Annotated in this window: 19 protein-coding genes; 8 read left to right on the top strand and 11 right to left on the bottom strand. The window is 70.0% G+C overall.

Going from position 1 to position 17,881, the window contains the following annotated elements; translation table 11 throughout:
* Positions 1-23: 23 nt before the first annotated feature.
* Both O0S08_RS11740 and O0S08_RS11735 read right to left on the bottom strand, forming a co-directional pair.
* Positions 24-725: a hypothetical protein gene (locus tag O0S08_RS11740; protein WP_269039174.1), complete on the bottom strand. Its 702-nt coding sequence runs from the start codon at positions 723-725 to the stop codon at positions 24-26.
* Between the two features lie 183 nt (positions 726-908).
* Positions 909-1,691, bottom strand: coding sequence for a hypothetical protein (locus O0S08_RS11735; protein WP_269039173.1), 783 nt, complete (start codon positions 1,689-1,691; stop codon positions 909-911).
* Positions 1,692-2,096: 405 nt separating this feature from the next.
* Here O0S08_RS11735 and O0S08_RS11730 point away from each other — a divergent pair, with 405 nt between their 5' ends.
* From O0S08_RS11730 to O0S08_RS11720, 3 genes are read left to right on the top strand one after another with little or no spacing between them, the layout of a single operon-like run.
* On the top strand, positions 2,097-2,933 hold the full coding sequence (locus tag O0S08_RS11730; RefSeq protein ID WP_269039172.1) for an MbnP family copper-binding protein: 837 nt from the start codon (positions 2,097-2,099) through the stop codon (positions 2,931-2,933).
* Between the two features lie 7 nt (positions 2,934-2,940).
* A complete protein-coding gene (locus O0S08_RS11725) occupies positions 2,941-3,441 on the top strand; it encodes a hypothetical protein (RefSeq protein WP_269039171.1) in 501 nt (166 codons plus the stop codon).
* A gap of 28 nt (positions 3,442-3,469) precedes the next feature.
* On the top strand, positions 3,470-4,564 hold the full coding sequence (locus O0S08_RS11720) for a methanobactin export MATE transporter MbnM (RefSeq protein WP_269039170.1): 1,095 nt from the start codon (positions 3,470-3,472) through the stop codon (positions 4,562-4,564).
* Positions 4,565-4,615: 51 nt separating this feature from the next.
* Here the strand turns inward: O0S08_RS11720 and O0S08_RS11715 are convergent, their stop codons facing one another.
* Positions 4,616-4,855, bottom strand: a complete 240-nt coding sequence (locus tag O0S08_RS11715) for a phage tail protein (RefSeq protein ID WP_269039169.1) — start codon at positions 4,853-4,855, stop codon at positions 4,616-4,618.
* Between the two features lie 209 nt (positions 4,856-5,064).
* On the bottom strand, positions 5,065-6,465 hold the full coding sequence (locus O0S08_RS11710; protein ID WP_269039168.1) for an NHL repeat-containing protein: 1,401 nt from the start codon (positions 6,463-6,465) through the stop codon (positions 5,065-5,067).
* A gap of 326 nt (positions 6,466-6,791) precedes the next feature.
* Here O0S08_RS11710 and O0S08_RS11705 point away from each other — a divergent pair, with 326 nt between their 5' ends.
* Positions 6,792-7,526, top strand: coding sequence for a hypothetical protein (locus O0S08_RS11705; RefSeq protein WP_269039167.1), 735 nt, complete (start codon positions 6,792-6,794; stop codon positions 7,524-7,526).
* A 14-nt stretch (positions 7,527-7,540) separates the two neighbouring features.
* Here O0S08_RS11705 and O0S08_RS11700 read toward each other — a convergent pair whose 3' ends face one another.
* From O0S08_RS11700 to O0S08_RS11690, 3 genes are all read right to left on the bottom strand, one after another.
* Positions 7,541-7,993 carry a hypothetical protein gene (locus tag O0S08_RS11700; RefSeq protein ID WP_269039166.1) on the bottom strand — a complete coding sequence of 151 codons (453 nt, stop codon included), beginning with the start codon at positions 7,991-7,993 and terminating at the stop codon, positions 7,541-7,543.
* Positions 7,994-8,257: 264 nt separating this feature from the next.
* Positions 8,258-8,629: a zinc-binding dehydrogenase gene (locus O0S08_RS11695; protein ID WP_269039165.1), complete on the bottom strand. Its 372-nt coding sequence runs from the start codon at positions 8,627-8,629 to the stop codon at positions 8,258-8,260.
* Between the two features lie 121 nt (positions 8,630-8,750).
* Positions 8,751-9,374, bottom strand: coding sequence for a CGNR zinc finger domain-containing protein (locus O0S08_RS11690; protein WP_269039164.1), 624 nt, complete (start codon positions 9,372-9,374; stop codon positions 8,751-8,753).
* A 273-nt stretch (positions 9,375-9,647) separates the two neighbouring features.
* Here O0S08_RS11690 and O0S08_RS11685 point away from each other — a divergent pair, with 273 nt between their 5' ends.
* The 3 genes from O0S08_RS11685 (at position 9,648) to O0S08_RS11675 (ending at position 12,592) form a co-directional block, all read left to right on the top strand.
* Positions 9,648-10,502 carry an alpha/beta fold hydrolase gene (locus O0S08_RS11685; RefSeq protein WP_269039163.1) on the top strand — a complete coding sequence of 285 codons (855 nt, stop codon included), beginning with the start codon at positions 9,648-9,650 and terminating at the stop codon, positions 10,500-10,502.
* 53 nt (positions 10,503-10,555) lie between these two features.
* A complete protein-coding gene (locus tag O0S08_RS11680; protein WP_269039162.1) occupies positions 10,556-11,530 on the top strand; it encodes a zinc-binding alcohol dehydrogenase family protein in 975 nt (324 codons plus the stop codon).
* Positions 11,531-11,614: 84 nt separating this feature from the next.
* Positions 11,615-12,592 (top strand): cupin domain-containing protein, encoded by a 978-nt coding sequence (locus tag O0S08_RS11675; RefSeq protein ID WP_269039161.1) that lies wholly within the window; start codon positions 11,615-11,617, stop codon positions 12,590-12,592.
* Positions 12,593-12,661: 69 nt separating this feature from the next.
* Here O0S08_RS11675 and O0S08_RS11670 read toward each other — a convergent pair whose 3' ends face one another.
* From O0S08_RS11670 to O0S08_RS11655, 4 genes are all read right to left on the bottom strand, one after another.
* On the bottom strand, positions 12,662-13,156 hold the full coding sequence (locus tag O0S08_RS11670) for a YkgB family protein (protein ID WP_269039160.1): 495 nt from the start codon (positions 13,154-13,156) through the stop codon (positions 12,662-12,664).
* An 80-nt stretch (positions 13,157-13,236) separates the two neighbouring features.
* Complete coding sequence (locus O0S08_RS11665) at positions 13,237-13,773, bottom strand: carboxymuconolactone decarboxylase family protein (protein WP_269039159.1); 537 nt, start codon at positions 13,771-13,773, stop codon at positions 13,237-13,239.
* 704 nt (positions 13,774-14,477) lie between these two features.
* Positions 14,478-15,452, bottom strand: coding sequence for an NADPH:quinone oxidoreductase family protein (locus O0S08_RS11660; RefSeq protein ID WP_269039158.1), 975 nt, complete (start codon positions 15,450-15,452; stop codon positions 14,478-14,480).
* 380 nt (positions 15,453-15,832) lie between these two features.
* The gene (locus O0S08_RS11655) at positions 15,833-16,816 is read right to left on the bottom strand and encodes an AraC family transcriptional regulator (protein ID WP_371879534.1); all 984 of its coding nucleotides are present in this window, start codon (positions 16,814-16,816) and stop codon (positions 15,833-15,835) included.
* Positions 16,817-16,850: 34 nt separating this feature from the next.
* Between O0S08_RS11655 and O0S08_RS11650 the strand changes: the two genes are divergently transcribed.
* Positions 16,851-17,849 (top strand): oxidoreductase, encoded by a 999-nt coding sequence (locus tag O0S08_RS11650; protein ID WP_269039156.1) that lies wholly within the window; start codon positions 16,851-16,853, stop codon positions 17,847-17,849.
* The last annotated feature ends 32 nt before the right edge of the window (positions 17,850-17,881 follow it).

Raw genomic sequence — 17,881 nt, 5'->3', positions numbered from 1 at the left:
GGTGGGCCGCGCGAGCCGCCCGTTCACCCGCCGAGGCGGACCCGACGCAGCAGCACCTCCTGCGACACCGGGAATTGATTCGACTCTCCGGTCACCACCTCGCCGACGTCGACCGCATACGCGTGCCCGGCGTCGATCGGCAGGCTCCCGCGGTGGTGGGAGATCAGGTGGAGCTCCGCCTCGCCCGAGCCGCGGAGATCGATCTGCGCCGGCATCCCGCTCTCGGTGTCGTTGGAAGGGTCGCACACCGAAGAATAATCGTACTCCAGCGGCAGGAACGCCTGCGGATAGCCGGTGTTGTTGTCGGTCCCGCCCGTCACCGCCACCGCGAGGATCGCGTCGTCCGCGGCCGCGCGCAGCTGCACGATGCGCTGGGTCGCGAAGTCGAAGTTCCTCCGGACCACGAGTCGCACCGCCTGCCCGGCCTCCCAGTCGACCGGCCCTTCGGGCGCGACCCCGAAGCGCAGGCTCGCCGGCGCCGACGCGCCCTCGACCTCGCAGGTCATCGCCGTCGTCACCGCGCCTGCGGTCACCGTCACCGCATCGACCGCGCACTGCACGTCGGCCTCGAAGCCCGTCAGCGAGTCCCAGTCCTGGAACTCCAGCTCGAACCCCGCGTCGGCGGCCGGATCGGCCTGCCCGCACTCCGCCGGGAACCCGCCGTCCGTCTCGCCGCCCTCCTTCGGCGCGCACCCGCCAGCCAGAGCCACAGCGATCGTCCCCATAAAAAATAATCGTCGCATGCCCTGAAAGGTACTTCCCGGCGGCGAGGGCGTCAACCGCCACCCGAGTTCAATCAATGTCCTGAAGGACATGTTCCAAGGAATATGTCCCATGAACCATCGATCGCGCCGCCGCGATCTCTGGCCGCCGTGGACCATCCCACCCGCGCTCGCGCGGCGCCTCGCTCAGCCGCCGAGGCGGACCCGTCGCAGCAGCACGTCCTGCGCCACCGGGTAGTGCGCGGACTCGCCGGTGACGACCTCGCCGGCGTCGACCGCATACGCGTGCTCGCCGTCGATCGGCAGGCTCCCGCGGTGCTGCGAGATCAGGTGGAGCTCCGCCTTGCCTGGGTCGGACAGGTCGATCTGCGCCGGCGTCCCGCCGTCGGTGTCCCCCGCGCCCTCGCACACCCGCGAATAGCCGTAGATCAGCGGCAGGAACGCCTCGGGGTAGCCTGAATTGTTGTCGACCCCGCCCGCCACCGCGACCGCGAGGATCGCGTCGTCCGCGGCCGCGCGCAGCTGCACGATGCGCTTGTCGGCGAAATCGCCGTCCTTCTCGATCCGCAGGCGCACCGCCAGCCCGGCCTCCCAGTCGACCGCCCCCTCGGGCGCGACCGCGAAGCGCAGCGACGCCGGCTCCGACGACCCGTCGACCTCGCAGGTCATCGCCGTCGTCACCGCCGCCTCGGCCACTGTCACCGCATCGACCACGCATTGCACGTCGAAGTCGGCGAACGAGCCGGCGTCCCAGTCCTTGAACGTCAGCTCGAAGCCCGCGTCGGCGGCCGGATCGGCCTGCTCGCACTCCGCCGGGACCTCGCCCACGGTCGCGCCGCCCTGGGTCTCTGCCACGGTCTCGCCCGCCGTCGCCCCGCCTTCGGTCTCGCCCGCCGTCGCCCCGCTCTCGGTCTCGCCGGTCCCCTTTTCGCCGCCCGGACAGGCCGAGAGCGCCAACACCATCGTCATTGTCGCGTATCGATTAAGCGTAAGAAGCATCCCGGCATGCTACGTCGACGCCGAACCTCGTTCAACTCGCGCGCCCCGGATCGCCCGCCGACGACCGCGGGAGCGGCCGGTGGCCCGGATCACATGTCTCTTCAGACATCTCGATTGCGGCTCTCGCGGCCCGCGCTACACCCCTTCGTCATGAGCACCGCTCGTCCTCGACCTGGTCGAGCTCACCCTCGCGCGCGCGGATCCGCCCCCTCGACTCCCGTCCGTTGCGCAGGCTCGCAGACCACATGTCTCAAAAGACATGTTTTCTCGGGCCCCTCTCGGCAAAAGTGTCCTGCGACACCGCGTCGCACGGCCGGCGCGCTGCGACCTCGGGTCGCATCGCCGCCCGGCGCGACCTCCGCTATTCGAGTCCGAGTGAACCTCCGCGCCCTCTCTCTCCTCCTCCTCGTCGGCACGGCCTGCGGCGCCGGTGGTGACCGCGAGGTCACCCTCCGGTTCGACCCGCGGCTCGGCAGCGAGCCGTTCGCCTGTGGCCGCGACTTCGCCGGCATCGGCACCTCGGGCGCCACCGTCACCCCGCTCGACTTCCGCGTGTACGTGCACGACGTGGCCCTGGTGCGCGCCGGCGGCGAGCGCGTCCCGCTGGCGATCACCGACGACGAGACCTGGCAGCACGACGGCCTGGTCCTGCTCGACTTCGAGGACGGCACCGGCGCGTGCATGACCGGCAGCCCGAGCAAGAACCTCGAGGTCCGCGGCACCGCGCCCGACCACGACGACTACACCGGCGTCGAGTTCGTGGTCGGCGTGCCCGACGAGCAGAACCACCTCGACGGCGCCACCGCCCCGGCCCCGCTCAACGCCCAGGGTCTGTGGTGGAGCTGGGCCGGCGGCTACAAGTACGTCCGCCTCGACGTCCGGCCCACCACCCAGCCCGAGTTCTTCTACCACCTCGGCGCCACCGCCTGCGACGGCAGCGTCGCCGCGGGCTTCACCTGCCAGTACGACAACCTCGCCACCATCCGCCTCGACGGCTTCGACCCCGACAGCGACACGATCAAGGTCGACGGCGCAGCGATCCTCGCCGGCGTCGACGTCGACAAGACCCCCGACGGCATGACCGACACCCTCCCCGGCTGCATGGCCTTCCCCGGCGACCCCGAGTGTCCGGCGATGATGGCCCCGCTCGGCCTGCGCTTCGAGAGCGACGAGGCCGGCGCCGCCCAGAGCGTCTTCTCCGTCGCCGAGTGAGGTCCCCATGTCTCGACTGCTCTTCAGCCTCGCCCTCGCCGCCGTCCCGCTCGCCTGCGACGAGCCCGATCCCGAGCCGTTCATGGGGGACGACGAGTTCGTCCGCGATCCCGCGCTCGACGTCGAGCTCGTCAGCGCCCACGGCGACGCCATCAGCCACGCCACCGGCGACAACTGCATGCGTTGCCACCAGGAGAACGGCCCCGGGCCCGGCCGCTTCACCGCCGCCGGCACCCTCCATGACGCCGAGGGCGCCCCCTACCCCGACGGCCTGGTCGAGCTGCGGACCGCCCCCGACGGCATGGGCGACCTCGTCGCCGCGATCGAGGTCGACGGCCTCGGCAACTTCTACACCACCGAGTCCCTGCCGCTGCCCGCCTCGTCCCTGTTCCCCACGGTGTACAGTGGCGACGGTGCGCGCAAGAACTTCATGCCGTTCCCCACGAGTTCGGGCGCCTGCAACGTCTGCCACGCCGGCGGCTTCGGCGTGCGCCTCCCGGAGGGCTGAGGTGCGCCGCGCGGCTGTCTGTTTCGCCATGCTCCTCGGAGCATGTCCCGAAGACCAGCCTCCGGCCGAGGCGCCGTGGGAGTGGCGCTTGCCGCCGGGCTTCCCCGAGCCGTTCGTGCCGGAGGACGACCCGATGAGCGCCGCCAAGGTCGAGCTCGGCCGCCACGTCTTCTACGACCCGCGGCTGTCGTACAACGAGACCATGGCGTGCGCCACGTGCCACGAGCAGGCGCGGGCCTTCACCGACGGCAAGGCGACCCCGATCGGCTCGACCGGCCACGTCCTGCCGCGCAACGCCATGAGCCTGACCAACGTCGCCTTCCAGTCGATCTACACCTGGGCCAACCCCAAGCTGTCGACCCTCGAGGAGCAGGCGCTGGTGCCGATGTTCGCCGACTTCCCGCTCGAGCTCGGCGTCCAGCAGGACACCGACGCGATCGTGCGGCGATTCGCCGACGACCCCGAATATCAAGAGCTGTTCGCCGCGGCCTTCCCCGACGACGACGACCCGTTCACCGTCGACCGCATCGTCCAGGCGCTGGCCTCGTTCCAGCGCACCCTGATCTCCGGCGACAGCGCCTACGACCGCTTCATCTACCAGGGCGACGCTTCGGCCATGTCCGAGTCGGCCCAGCGCGGCATGGCCCTGTTCTTCTCCGAGACCGGCGAGTGCTATCATTGCCACGCTGGCGCCAACTTCTCGACCTCGTTCCGCAGCGCCGGCACCGAGCCCGGCCCGCCCGACTTCCAGAACAACGGCCTCTACAACCTCGACGAGAGCGGCGCCTATCCCCCCGGCAACGGCGGCCTGTTCGAGTTCACCGGCGACCCGCGCGATCAGGGCAAGTTCCGCGTGCCGACCCTGCGCAACGTCGCCGTCACCGCGCCGTACATGCACGACGGCAGCATGGCCACCCTCGCCGAGGTCATCGACCACTACGCCGCCGGCGGCCGCGAGATCGCCGACGGCCCGCTCGCCGGCGACGGCCGCCAGAACCCCAACAAGAGCACGCTGGTCCGCCAGGTCGAGCTGTCCCCGCAGGACCGCGCCGACCTCGTCGCCTTCCTCGAGAGCCTCACCGACGACGCCTTCCTGACCGACCCGAAGTTCGGCCCGCCGTGACCGCGTCGGCACGGGCGCCCGCGGCTGCCCGCGAGCGCCGTGCGCTCATGGCTATTCGCGCGAGGGGTACACGCCCTCGAGGGCGATGATGTAGCGGAGGCCCTCGGCCGGCGCGGCCCTCAAGGTCGGCAGCGCGAACGTGGTGCGGCCGTCCCCGCCGTACGTATTGCCGAGCAGCGAGAACAGGGCCGCGTTCTGCGCGATGGGCAGCAGCTGCCCCTCGCACGCGGCCCAGCCGCGGGGGACGAAGTTACCGGCGAACAGTCGAATTTCAGCGAGCAGCGGATCCATCAGCGATTCCTCCTGGCGACGCACCATACCAGCTTGGCCGCCCGCCACGTCCTCGCGCGAATGTGCCCTCGCGGCCCGCTCGCGCTGCGCCTGCGGCCTTCGGACCTCGAACCGGCGCATGCACGAATCCGCGTGCGCCGAGCCACGCGCGCGCTCGTCGAGCGAGCCCGACCGCGCAGCAGCGCTCGCCTCCGCTTCGCAAACCGCCGTCACCCCTGCGGATTGCAGGTCACGTTGTTGATCTGCCCGCCGGCCATGTCCGAGTACGTGTACGGCTGATTGAGCCCGTTGTACTCCGCGATCTCGAACGTGTCCGGGTGGATCCGGTAGGCCACGGTGCCGCCGAGGATCACCGCCCAGATGTAGCCGTCGACGTCGACCCCGATCCCGCGCGCCAGGCCCGGGTTCGGCAGCGTCACCTTGCCGCCGACCATCATCGTCTCCGGGTCGACCCAGCCGATCCCGCCCTGCGTGGCGTGCCAGATCCGCCCTTTCAGGTCCTGCACCACCCCCGAGCCGCCGTTCGGCTGCAGGTCGCCGATCTGCGTCGCCCACGTCTGCGTCACCGGGTCGTAGCGCGACCCGTCGTCGAGCCACACCCGGCTCTTGGTGTCGACGGTGATCCCATAAAAGCCCTTGTACACCACGGTGTGCTCGAGCGTCTCGTGGTCGACGCGGAAGATCAGGCCGCCGCCGAACACGAACATCCACACGTTGTTGTCGAAGTCGACCGCCGCCCCATAGGCCCCGAGCGCCCCGCAGGTCACGTCCGGCAGGTGCACCTCGTCCTCGACCGCCCCGCTGACGCCGTCGAGGCGGTACACGTGGACCCCGTCGGCCCCGTCGCAGGGGCTGCCGATCCCGCTGGCGCCGAAGCTGGCTGCGGTCCAGATCTTCTGGTCCTCGTATTCGCAGGTGCGCGGATTGTAGGTCCCCGACGTCCAGGCCACCGGGCGCTGCGTCGTCGCTCCCGGGAAATCGGTGTACCAGGCGATGCACTCGTCCTGGCCCCACGGCAGCACGTCGCCGGCCCCGGTCGACGTCTCGATCGTGCCGTTGCCGTTCTTGTCCTCGCAATACTCCGGGCGGGCCCAGATCTTCGTGATCCCGCCGCTGCGGTTGGCGACCACCACCGCCTTCCCGTCGATGCTGACCGACGTCCGCGAGGGATTGCCGAGCTGGTCCGCGCGGGTGATGTAGCGGCCCTCCTCGGTCATGTCGCGCGTGTTGAGCTTCGAGATGGTGTGCTCGCCGCTGTTGGCGATCCACACGTAGCTCCAGTCGGTGTTGCCGCACTTGAGCCGGCAGCTCTCGCCGACGTCGTCGACGCCGACGTCGAACTTCACCCCGTTGCTGGTCGACGTCGGCGGCTCTCCCGTGGTGGTGGTCGTCGTCGAGGTCGTCGTCGTCGCGCTGTCCGAATCACTCCCGCTGGTCGTCGGCGGCGCGCCCGTGGTCGGCCCCGTCGCCGTGCCGCCGGTGGTCGAGGTGCTGGTGCCCGGCCCCGGCCCGATCGAGGTCGCGCTCGCGCTGACGCCGGTATCGTCGCCACAAGCGGTGTTCAGGAGGGCGAGCGTGCAGAGGAGAGTCGCGGCGACACAGCGATTCATGAGGCCACGCTACTACCCCGTGAATCCACCTACAAGCGCGTTCCGCGACCGCGGACAGTCCCCCGAGGTCACCCCAGCGATCGCCGGACCCGAGGCGACCGGACCCCTCTCTCGCGCGCGAATGCGCTCGCAGCCCCTCCCGAACTCGCTGGCGCCGCCGCAATGGTTTCACCGCGTCCGACGCCGGACCGAGGTTCCGTCTCGACATCCTCAATCGCAGCACACGGCCGCCGAGCCAGTTCCGAGCGCCGTCCGTGGCCGGCCCTCGCTGCTGCTGATAGCTTCGCGCCATTGGGACTCTCATGAAAATATCTACAGCCACAACGATGATTACCATCGCCCTCGCATTCGTGGCCGGGTGCGGCGCGCCGAAGGGCGAGAGCGGCTCCGAGACCGGCGACGATCCGAGCACCGTGGGCTCGTCGAGCAGCGGCGGCACGTCGAGCAGCGACGGCGAGTCCGTCTCGAGCACGGGCGGAGGTGCCTCGGAGCCGACCTCGAGCGGCGGCCCCCTCACCACGACCGCGAGCACCAGCGAGGGCCCCGAGGAGACCCCCGAGACGGCGACCTCCGGCAGCGAAGAGCCGCCTGCGGGCCCGTGCGAGGCGTTCTGCGGGCACAGCACCGCCTGCACGCAGGGCGACCCGGCCATGGAGCAGGCCTGCTTGCTGCAATGCACCCAGGATCTGGACTCCTTCGAGGAGGAGTGTCACGCGGCCTGGGTGGCGGCGCTCGAGTGCATGGCCGGATTGACCTGTGAAGAGCTCGAGAGCCCGAACGAAGGCGATCCGGGCCCGTGCGAGGAAGAGCTCGCTCTGAAGGCCGAGTGCGCGGCCGGCTGCGCCTTCGGCGGCGGCGGCACCATGGACGGCACGTCTTGCGAGTGGATGCAAGACTGCCCCCTCGCGCCGGACAGGAAGATGGTGTGCGACGTCGAATCCTGCCAGTGCTTCGAGGACGAGCAACTCGTCGGCGAGTGCGCGACGGACGGCGCTTGCCTCGACATCGAGACGCTCGGAGACAAGATGACCGCCTGCTGCGGCTTCCCGCACATGGAATGACCGCAGCGGCCGCTTCAGGGCGACGCCTGCACCTCGTTGCACGCGAAATCCAGGAAGGAGACGATCTCGGCGTCCGTGAACTCGAGGCCGAGGTCGAGCCCCGGCTGCCCGGCGACGGGCGGCTCGTCGTCGTCCTCCACGGCGAAACGAACCTTCTCGCCCGCCGCGAAGTCGTCGAGGACCTCGGCTTCGACCAGCGCGCGACTCATCTTGGCGAGGCTGTCATCCACGAGCGCCAGGGTGTCGACGTCGACGATCAGCTGGAAATCCTCGTCGTCCTCGGAGCTCCAAAAATTCGCGTGCGCGCGGGCGGCCTCGCCCCGGACATCGAACGAGCGCTCCTCCTGTCTCTCCGCGAATTCGCGCCTGTCGCCGCCGATCCCCGCGGCCGGCTGCTCCCCGCCGGCGGCCGGCGGGGGGTAGGTCAAGTTGAGCACTGCTGCCAGGAATTCGTGTCCTCGTGACATTGTACTCTCGCTCCAAATCGATCCAGGGACGGCCATTCCCGGGTCTTCGGGCGGCGCGCGTCGGCGCCCGATCGAATAGCACCTGCGGCGGTGTGCGACATGACCCCGCATGACTTGCATTCACGCGATCGGGGTGGACGGGTGACCGAACAGGCCGTGGGGCCAGGCAATGGCCGCAGTACGCCGATTGCGGATCGGATCACACGGATGCGGCGATCGGGAGCGCGCGCTGATGGATCGGGGAACCCGCCGATCGCGGCGCGCTCAATCGTGCTCGCCCGCACCGCCGCGCTCGCGCTCGCCCTGCGCGCCCGCGCGTGCCCTCGTCGCGCCGACAGGCCTCCGCCCCGCCGACGATTGCGCGCCGCGTGAGGCCCTTCTCGGACATGATTGTAAAGACATGTCCAAAAGGACAGCATCCGTACACGCGCCGTCCGGCTCCGGCACCAGCACCAGCTTGCCCAGCACCTCGCGGCGCTCCATCCGCGTCAGCGCCTCGCCGGCGCGGGCGAACGGCAGCGTCGCCTCGACGTGGGGCCGCAGCTGCCCGGCGGCCACTGCCGCGAGGATCCGCTCCGCGTTGGCGGGGGTCTTTGCCGGCTCGCGGGCCGCGAACGCCCCCCGGAACAAGCCCATGATCCGGCAGCCTTCAGCAGGCCGAGGTTGAGCGGGCTCTTGGGGAGCTCGCTGGCGAGCGCCCGGTGACAGCGCGGCTGCCTCGAATCATCCGCCCCACCGCCTGCAGCGCCGGCCGCGTCTAGTGCCGCTGCGCCTTCAGGCGTTGCCGGTGCGCCGCCTGCTTCGCGCGGTTGCCGCAGATCGCCATGCTGCACCACCGCCGGGCATGACCCCGCGTGTGGTCGGCGAAGAGAAGCGTACAGGCGGGGCCCTCGCAGGCCTTCACCTGGGCGAAATCCTCCGTGCAGACGAGGCTCGCCAGCGCCTCTCCCACCGGCAGCAGCAGCGCATCGGGATTGCGCCACCGGCGCGCGGCCTGAAGCCGCAAGGGGCCCTGTCCAGCCGGATCCGGGACGACCTGGCTGAAGGCCTCGTCACGCTCCAGCAGGCGATTGAGCGGTGCCAGCTCCGCCAGCGCCGCAGCGGTCAGCGGCCGGCCCTTGTGCCGGCGCACGAAGCCCCGGAACCATTCCCTGAGGCTGCGCGCCTGGGCCGCGACCTTGTCGAGCTCACCGGGCAACGCGCGCTCCCGGACGTCCCTGAGCACCTCGCCCGGCACCAGCCCGGCCTGCTCGAGCCAGCCCAGATACCCCTCGCCGTCATCGATCCAGTCGACGGGGGTATCGACCGGCGTCGCGATCGAGTTCAGGAAGTCCAGTCCGGGGGCATCGCCGACGAAGATCGCAGGCGGACGACGGTCCATCGCAACTCCTCTTTGTGGCCGATCGACCACGCGCGGCTGTCGTGCACGCCGCCACAAATAACCCTTCAAAAGCCTCTTGACAAGTTACGATCCATCGGTAACCTTCATAATGCAATCAAAGAGGTTACCAGCCGTGCCAGGTCCAAGAGGACGGCGCTCCACCTGGAAGGGTTACGGGCTTCACGGCGCTGGCAAGGCGGAGTCAGCGAGCCATCTTTCTAACCTCAAAATCCGCCACAACAAGGTTACTCAGAACCTCAAGGACACCCCGCCATGACCGCCATCAGCTATCGCACCGTCGATGTGGACGGCCTGAAAATTTTCTATCGGGAGACCGGCGCCGCCGACGCGCCCGCGCTGTTGTTGCTGCACGGCTTTCCGAGCGCGAGTCACATGTTCCGCGACCTCATGCCACGGCTCGCCGATCGCTTCCGTGTCGTGGCGCCCGACTTGCCCGGCTTCGGGCAGTCGGACATGCCGGCCCGCGGCAGCTTCACCTACAGCTTCGACCGCATCGCCGAGGTGATCGACCGCTTCACCGAGGTGGTCGGCATGACGCGCTTCGCGGTCTATGTCTTCGACTACGGCGCCCCCACCGGCTTCCGGATCGCGGCGAAGCACCCGGACCGGATCACCGCCATCATTTCCCAGAACGGCAATGCCTACGAGGAAGGGCTGAGCGACGGCTGGAACCCGATCCGCGCCTATTGGCAGGACCCGTCGGCCGCCAACCGGGACGCGCTGCGCAGCCTGTTGCAGCCCGAGACGACCGTCTGGCAATACACGCACGGCGTCCCTGACGCGACGATGATCTCGCCGGACGGCCATTCGCTGGACAATTACTACCTGGCCCGCCCCGGCGCCGATGAGATCCAGCTCGACCTCTTCGGCGACTACAAGCGCAACATCGCCTCCTACGCGGCCTTCCAGGCCTACTTCCGGGCCCACAAGCCACCCTTCCTGGCCGTCTGGGGCAGGAACGACCCGTTCTTCCTGCCCGCGGGCGCGGAGGCGTTCCGGCGCGACATCCCCGCTGCACGCGTCCGCCTGTTCGACACCGGCCATTTCGCGCTGGAGACCCACGCCGCGGAGATCGCTACGGAGATCCGCGGCTTCCTCCCCCACTGATCATACAACCGAGCGCCCGCCCCGCGCGGCCGCCGATCCATCGGAGAGCCATCATGCGTGCCATCGTCCTCGAGAAATTCGGCGGGCTCGACAGCCTCGTCTACCGCGACATCCCGGAACCCGAGCCCCAGGCCGGCCAGGTCGTCATCCAGGTCAAGGCCTTCGGCATCAATCATGCCGAGATGCACATGCGCCGCGGCGAATGGGCCGAAGCGGCGCCGGTCAGCGGCATCGAATGCGTCGGCGTCGTAAAGTCCTGCCCGGGCGGCGAGTTCCCGGTCGGTGCAAAGGTCGCGGCGCTGATGGGCGGCCTCGGTCGCACCATCAACGGCAGCTACGCGGAATACACCCGCGCGCCCGCCACCAACGTCGCGTCGATCGAATCCGACCTGCCCTGGGCCGAGCTCGCCGCGATTCCGGAGACCTACGCGACCGCCTGGACCTGCCTGTTCCGCAACCTGGAGCTCCGCGAGGGGCTGCTGCTGGTCATCCGCGGCGCGACATCCTCCTTCGGGCAGGCCGCGCTCAAGCTGGCGGTCAACGCCGGCGCGCGCGTCCTCGCGACGACGCGCAATCGGGATCGCTTCCCCATGCTGGAGAGGCTCGGCGCCGAACGCTGCGAGATCGAGCGGCCCGATCTGTCGCGGCACATCCCGGAAGCGAAGGCGATCGACGCGGTGCTCGACCTGGTGGGCAACAGCGTGATGCTCGATTCCCTCGCCATGCTGCGCCGCGGCGGCCGCTCCTGCCTCGCGGGCTGGCTCGGCGGGCTCGACCCGATCCGCGATTTCAACCCGCTGCTGCAGATGCCGAGCGGCGTCTACCTGACCTTCTTCGGGAGCTTCGTGTTCGGCACGCCGGGCTTCCCGCTGTCGGACGTGCCGCTGCAGCAGATCGCGGCGGATGCCGCCGCCGGCCGGCTCGACGTGAAGCCCGCCAGGATCTTCCGCTTCGACGAGATCCGTGAAGCGCATCGCGTCATGGAGGCCAACGAGGCCCGCGGCAAGATGGTCGTGGTCCATGAGTGACTCGTTGCACGCGACCCATTCGGCCATGACCGCGAGGTCGTCCAGCTCGACTGGCTATCATGAGTCTCACGAATCCGGTGCGACATGTCGCCGCCCATCGATTGGCTGAGCCGTCTGCTCGACATGTTGCACGTCCGTGGCCGCGTCGATCTTCGCTGCCTCTACGGCGCCCCTTGGCGCATCGTCCAGCCTGCGGCGGCAGCAGGAGAGATTCCGTATCACGTCGTGCTGAGCGGCTCGGCCGTGCTGGAGAGCCCGGACGGCGGCCCGCGGACGCACCTCGCGGCGGGCGACATCCTCCTGCTTCCCGGCGGCGGAGCCCATGTACTGCATGACGGCAGCGGTGCGCCCGGGGCACCGGCCCGCAACCGCGCCGTGCTCAATCTGACCATCAGCGAGAACGACGGGACAGGTGACCGCCTGGATATGCTCTGCGGTCATTTCGTCCTCACGGCACGGCACGATCGGTTGCTGCGCGAGTACCTCCCTCGGCGGCTCGTCGTGCGCGCACGCGGCCCGGCCGCGGCCCCGTCCACGATATGTGAGCCACTGGCGGGCCTCGTATCCCTGATGCGGACCGAGTCGGCCGACGAAAGGGTGGGCGGCCATGCCATGCTGAACGCGCTGTCGACCGCCCTGTTCGCGTTGACGTTGCGGCTGGCGAGCGACGCGGGGCAAGGACCCTCCGGACTGCTCGCGCTGGCCAATCATCCCCGCCTCGCGCCCGCGGTCGAGGCCATGTTTCATGAGCCGGGCCGACCCTGGACTTTGCCCGATCTGGCGCGACTGTGCGGCATGTCGCGAGCCACTGCAGCTCGCCAATTCGAGCAGACCCTGGGGCGTTCGGCCAGCGACCTCTTGACGGACATCCGCATGACCGTGGCCGCCAGGGAGCTCAAGAACACGTCGGCTTCGACGGCTGCCGTGGCGGCGGCGGTCGGGTATCAATCCGAGGCCGCTTTTCAGCGCATTTTCAAGCAACGCATGGGTGTCACGCCGGCGCGTTGGCGCCGCGAGGCGCGTTCGTCGGGGCCTCGTCGGGCCGCCGACGCGTCGCGCTGAACCGCCAGAGCCGGCCCCGAACGGAAAGGCTCCGGGCGGTCCGTCGTCGATCCCCTCGGCGTGTCTCGCTCATGCGCGCCCGGCCTCGGGCGTGAGGCGGACCAGGTCTTCTTTCAGCAAGTACACCGAAACCGCCAGCAGCACCACGTCCTTCATCAGGAAGGCCACCGGGCCGACCATCGCCGGAAAGCCGCCTGCCGACTCTTCCCAGCCGCCGGGGATGAACGGGATGATGGTGACGGTGGCGATGAAAGTAGCGACCGAGCCGAGGGCACCGAGCACGCCGAGCTTCTTGTTCCAGAACCCGGCGAACAGCAGGGCCCCGAACAGCCACTCGGACACGCCCAGGAACCAGGAAGCGCCGCGAATGCCGAACACCGGATACATCCAGAAGGTCAGCGGGCCGCTGCTGATGTACGGAATCAACGTCTGCGCCTCGTATTCGAACCATTTCTGGTAGCCGAACATGACGAAGAGCAGCACCATCGAGGCGCGGATCAGGTGGTACTCGAGGTCCTTCCGCAGCAGGCCGGACTTCCCGAGCAGGTTGAGCAGAGAGTTCATGGTTTCTTCGCCCCTGAAGTTTGGGTATCGTGGTTGCCGCGGGTGGACGGGTCGCTTCCGCCCGACCCGCGGCCGAGGGCTCACGCGACGCGAGGGAAGTCGAGGTCCGTGTCGTTGACGCGGTTGAACACGTTCGTGAAGGACACGATCACGATCGCCAGGGCGATCTCCACGAGCTGCGCGTCCGTGTAGCCGGCGGCCTTGATCGCGGAGTACGCCTCCTCGCTGATGGTTCCGCGGGTCTGCTGCAGCACGCGAACGAAGCGCGTCAGCGCATCGCGCCTGGCGTCGCCGGTGGATTCGCCGCTGCGGATCTGCTCGAGCGTCTCCGGTCGAAGGCCGGTCGCCTTGCCGAGCAGGTTGTGCGCGGCCACGCAGTAGTCGCAGCCGGCGATCTCGCTGACGAGCAGCTTGATCGTCTCCTGGTCCTGCTTGCTCAGGCTGCCGGCGGCCAGCACGGCGTCGGCGGCCAGCACTGCGTCGAGCGCGGCGGGTGCGAGCGCACCGATCGCGGCGAAGGTGTTTGGCACCTTGCCGGCGGCCTTCTTGATCCGGGCGTAGACCTCGGCGGTAGCGCCTGTGGCGGTTTCGACTGCGGGAGTGTGGATACGAGACATGGCGATGTTTCCTCGGAAAGAAGCGGAGTCAACCGAACACGCGTCATTGTGCGCCGAGGATGTGAAACGAGTCAGGGCACAAGGGTCTCATTGTTATGCTCGATCGTCTCATGGCCGCCTCCACGACCTCGCCCTCTCGACGACTACGCTCGGGAAACTCGTCTCGCGCGGCGCCCGAGTCACTCGAGCGTTGCGCGCGAGGCGATCGAAGCCCCAGCGCAGGTCGCTCGGCTCGAGGAAGCGGCCATGGTCCGCCGCCGGACCATGGCGCTCGGAGCCTGTCCTGAAGGACAGACTGGCGAGGCTGAACCTGACATCGAGGGCGAGGCGTCGGCTTCGTCGTCCTGAGCTGGTCGCGGCGGTTGGTCGCGCGCATCGACCTCGGCGCACAGATGCCCATCTTCCTCGCCGGCCACGCGCATGCCCGCGAGCGATTCGGCGGTGTGTCGCGCGAGCTGCTCTCCGTCGATCTCAAGAGCGCGGCGGTCGAACGACGCTGCGACGCGATTCGCTTCGACCCCCGCTCCTCAACCTGGCCACGAAGGACCGCTTCGCCCCGAAGGCTGCGCTCCGCGGCGAAGCAACGAGAAGGGCCGCGTCGAGCGGGGCGATCCGCTGCCTCCGCGAGGCTCGCTTCGCCGCCCACACATTCGACGACCTGGACGACCGGATCGAGGCATTTTTGCGACGGTGCGACGGCCCGGCTACGGCACCAGCACCAGCTTGCCCAGCACCTCGCGGCGCTCCATCCGCGTCAGCGCCTCGCCGGCGCGGGCGAACGGCAGCGTCGCGTCGACGTGGGGCCGCAGCTGCCCGGCGGCCACGGCCGCGAGGATCCGCTCCGCGTTGGCGTGGTTCTTTGCCGGCTCGCGGGCCGCGAACGCCCCCCAGAACACGCCGACCAGCTGGCAGCCCTTGAGCAGGACGAGGTTGAGCGGGATCTTGGGGATCTCGCCGGCCGCGAAGCCGACCACCAGATAGCGCCCTTGCCAGGCGATCGCGCGCAGGGCCGGCTCGGCGAACGGCCCGCCGACGGCGTCGTAGACGACGTCGACGCCCTCGCCGCCGGTCAGCTGCTTGCTGCGCTCCTTGAGGTCCTCGCGGGTGTACTCGATGCCCTCGTCGGCCCCGTGCTCGCGGCAGAACTTCAGCTTCTCCGCCGTCGACGCCGCCGCGATCACCCGCGCCCCGAGCAGCTTGCCGATCTCGACCGCCGCGATGCCGACCCCGCCCGCCGCGCCGAGCACCAGCAGCGTCTCGCCCGCCTTCAGCCCCGCGCGGTCGACCAGCGCGTGCCACGTCGTCCCGTAGGTCAGCAGCGTCGCCGCCGCGAGCTCGAAGCCGACCGCCGCGGGCAGCTTCACCGCCGCGGTCGCGGGCACCACCAGCTGCTCCGCGAACGCCCCGTGGACCAGCGTCGTCGCCACCCGGTCGCCGACCGCGACCGCAGTGACGCCGTCGCCGACCGCCGCCACCACGCCCGCGGCCTCGAGCCCCGGCACGAACGGCGGCGGGGGCTTGAACTGATACTTGCCGTACGAAAACAGCACATCGGGGAAGTTGACCCCCGCCGCCCGCACCGCGATCCGCACCTCGCCCGGGCCCGGCTGCGGCTCCGGCATATCATCGACACGGAGGCCCGAGGGCCCGACGAGCTCGTGGACACGAACGGCGCGCATGCGGCCGCCACTCTAGCAAGCACGCCCGCGCCCGTCGAGCGCCGCCGCGTCGCTCCCGTCGCCCGCCCGCCCAGGCGAGCTGTCGCATGTCCGAGCGGACAGGTCCCTCGCGCTGTCCGGCCGTCCGCAGCACGGACGGTCGCGCCGCCGCGACCTGCGTCACGACGACATGTCCCGGAGGACATTCCGGGCGGACAGGCGCTTCGCGCTGCCCCGCCGTCCGCAGCACGGATGGTCGCACCGCCGCGGCCTGTATCACGAAGACATGTCCCTGAGGACATATGGTCACCGGGTCCGTGCCCTGAATGTATTTTGAACATAAAGACATGTCCAAAATGACATATACTATCAATCCATTCACCTCCTGACCGCCAGCGCCGCTAGCTCGCCGCCGCGAGGCGGTCGCGCGTCTTCGCCTGGGCCGCCGCGCGGTAGCGCTTCGGCGCGGCGCCCATGATCCGCTTGAAGGCGTGGCTGAACGCGCTCTCCGACGCGTAGCCGAGCGAGCGGGCCAGCTCGGCCACGGGCGTGTCCGCCTCGCGCAGCGCGCGTTCGGCCAGGCGCATCCGCCAGCGCGTCAGGTACGTCAGCGGCGCCACCCCGGCGGCCGCCTTGAAGTGGTGGGCGAACGACGTCCGCGACATCGCCGAGGCGCGGGCCAGCTCCCCGAGCTGCCACGCGCGGCCCGGCTCGGCGTGCATCCGTCGCAGCGCCGGCGCCAGGCGGGGGTCGTTCACCGCGCGCAGCCAGCCGGCGGTGTGGTTCTCGGACCCTGCCAGGTGCGCTCGCAAGATCTGGACGAACATCAGGTGGGCCAGCTGCAGCGACGCCGCCCCGCTCCCCGGCAGCTCCGCGGAGCGCTCGCGCACGAGCTGATCGAGCAGCCACTGCATCACCGTCGCCTGGGGAGACGCCGCGCTCACGTGGATCTGCGTGGGCAGCACCTCGACCAGCAGCGAGCCGTTCGTCGGGTCGAGGTCGACGTGACAGCCGAGGAGGGAGAACTCGTCGCCGCGGCCGATCCGGGCGAACGCACGCGACTCGCCGGTGAAGACGCGGTGCGCGTCGACCGGTGACACCCCCGGCGCGCTGGCGAGGACGAACGACCGCCGCGAGATCAGGAACACGTCGCCGGCCTCCACGCGCGCCGCTGCCTTCTCGCCGTCGACGCGCAACCATGCGCTCCCCCGGACGATGGCGAAGAACTTGATCTTCGTCGGAGCGGGGAAGCGGATCGCCCAGCGACCGCCGGCGACGAAGCCGCCGGAGACCACCGAGCGGGCGTTCGCCAGCCGCAGGATGTCGGAGAAGGGGTCGAGCAGCACGCTCGGACGATCGCACAAGGAATCCGGACTCTCCAGCATTCATCGTCCGGATCGGCTCCTTACACTCCTGGCCATGACCCCATTGCAAGCACCCATCGGCTCGCGCTTCGGCGCCGCCTCCACCGCGGAGGAGGTCGTCCGCGGCGTCGATCTGTCCGGCAAGACCGCGATCGTCACCGGCGGTTACGCGGGCATCGGCCTCGAGACCACGCGAACCCTGCGCCTCGCGGGCGCCCGCGTGATCGTCCCGGCGCGCGATCAGGACAAGGCCCGGCGCGCCCTCGCCGACCTCCCCGGCGTCGACATCGAGCCCATGGACCTGCTCGATCCGGCCGCCATCGACGGCTTCGCCGCGAGCTTCCTCGCCCGCGGCGAGCCGCTCCACCTCCTCGTCAACAACGCCGGCATCATGGCCTGTCCGCTGGCCCGCGACGCTCGCGGCTACGAATCACAGCTCGCCACCAATCACCTCGGGCACTTCCAGCTCGTCGAGCGCCTGTGGCCGGCGCTGCGGCGGGCCGCCGGTGCGCGGGTCGTCTGCGTGTCGTCGTGGGGCCACCGCCTGTCGCCGTTCGTGTTCGACGATCCGAACTTCGAGCGACGCGCCTACGACCGCTGGAGCGCCTACGGCCAGTCGAAGACGGCCAACATCCTGTTCGCCCGGGCGCTCGACCAGCGCGGCCGACCCGACGGCGTGCGCGCCTTCTCGCTGCATCCCGGCGCCATCGTCGACACCGACCTCAAGCGGCACCTCTCCGATGACGATCTGCGGGCCACCGGCGTCTTCGACGAGCACGGCCGGACGATCCGCGACCCCTCGCGGCAGCTCAAGACGCTCGCCCAGGGCGCGGCCACCACCGTGTGGTGCGCCACCAGCCCGCAGCTCGACGGGCTCGGCGGCGTCTACTGCGAGAACTGCGAGGTCGCCCGGCCCGTCCCCGCCGACCAGGTCGACGCCTGGAAGCTCGACGGCGCCACCCGGACCTTCGGCGTCATGCCGCACGCCATCGACCCCGCCGCCGCCGAGCGCCTGTGGACCGCCAGCGAGGCGCTGCTGCGCGGACAGTCATGACCGACGCGCGCGCGCGCGGCCCTCACGTCTAG

Source organism: Nannocystis punicea, from assembly GCF_026965555.1.
Lineage (GTDB): Bacteria > Myxococcota_A > Polyangia > Nannocystales > Nannocystaceae > Nannocystis > Nannocystis punicea.
The sequence above is the reverse complement of the archived record's forward strand: the minus strand, read 5'-3'. Positions and strand labels throughout refer to the sequence as shown.

Excerpts from the sequence above, each read along its gene's own strand:
- O0S08_RS11740 (WP_269039174.1), bottom strand. The coding sequence starts at position 725 with ATGGGGACGATCGCTGTGGCTCTGGCTGGCGGGTGCGCGCCGAAGGAG.
- O0S08_RS11735 (WP_269039173.1), bottom strand. The coding sequence starts at position 1,691 with ATGACGATGGTGTTGGCGCTCTCGGCCTGTCCGGGCGGCGAAAAGGGG.
- O0S08_RS11725 (WP_269039171.1), top strand. The coding sequence starts at position 2,941 with ATGTCTCGACTGCTCTTCAGCCTCGCCCTCGCCGCCGTCCCGCTCGCC.
- O0S08_RS11720 (WP_269039170.1), top strand. The coding sequence starts at position 3,470 with ATGCTCCTCGGAGCATGTCCCGAAGACCAGCCTCCGGCCGAGGCGCCG.
- O0S08_RS11715 (WP_269039169.1), bottom strand. The coding sequence starts at position 4,855 with ATGGATCCGCTGCTCGCTGAAATTCGACTGTTCGCCGGTAACTTCGTC.
- O0S08_RS11710 (WP_269039168.1), bottom strand. The coding sequence starts at position 6,465 with ATGAATCGCTGTGTCGCCGCGACTCTCCTCTGCACGCTCGCCCTCCTG.
- O0S08_RS11705 (WP_269039167.1), top strand. The coding sequence starts at position 6,792 with ATGATTACCATCGCCCTCGCATTCGTGGCCGGGTGCGGCGCGCCGAAG.
- O0S08_RS11700 (WP_269039166.1), bottom strand. The coding sequence starts at position 7,993 with ATGTCACGAGGACACGAATTCCTGGCAGCAGTGCTCAACTTGACCTAC.
- O0S08_RS11695 (WP_269039165.1), bottom strand. The coding sequence starts at position 8,629 with ATGGGCTTGTTCCGGGGGGCGTTCGCGGCCCGCGAGCCGGCAAAGACC.
- O0S08_RS11690 (WP_269039164.1), bottom strand. The coding sequence starts at position 9,374 with ATGGACCGTCGTCCGCCTGCGATCTTCGTCGGCGATGCCCCCGGACTG.
- O0S08_RS11685 (WP_269039163.1), top strand. The coding sequence starts at position 9,648 with ATGACCGCCATCAGCTATCGCACCGTCGATGTGGACGGCCTGAAAATT.
- O0S08_RS11680 (WP_269039162.1), top strand. The coding sequence starts at position 10,556 with ATGCGTGCCATCGTCCTCGAGAAATTCGGCGGGCTCGACAGCCTCGTC.
- O0S08_RS11675 (WP_269039161.1), top strand. The coding sequence starts at position 11,615 with ATGTCGCCGCCCATCGATTGGCTGAGCCGTCTGCTCGACATGTTGCAC.
- O0S08_RS11670 (WP_269039160.1), bottom strand. The coding sequence starts at position 13,156 with ATGAACTCTCTGCTCAACCTGCTCGGGAAGTCCGGCCTGCTGCGGAAG.
- O0S08_RS11665 (WP_269039159.1), bottom strand. The coding sequence starts at position 13,773 with ATGTCTCGTATCCACACTCCCGCAGTCGAAACCGCCACAGGCGCTACC.
- O0S08_RS11660 (WP_269039158.1), bottom strand. The coding sequence starts at position 15,452 with ATGCGCGCCGTTCGTGTCCACGAGCTCGTCGGGCCCTCGGGCCTCCGT.
- O0S08_RS11655 (WP_371879534.1), bottom strand. The coding sequence starts at position 16,816 with ATGCTGGAGAGTCCGGATTCCTTGTGCGATCGTCCGAGCGTGCTGCTC.
- O0S08_RS11650 (WP_269039156.1), top strand. The coding sequence starts at position 16,851 with ATGACCCCATTGCAAGCACCCATCGGCTCGCGCTTCGGCGCCGCCTCC.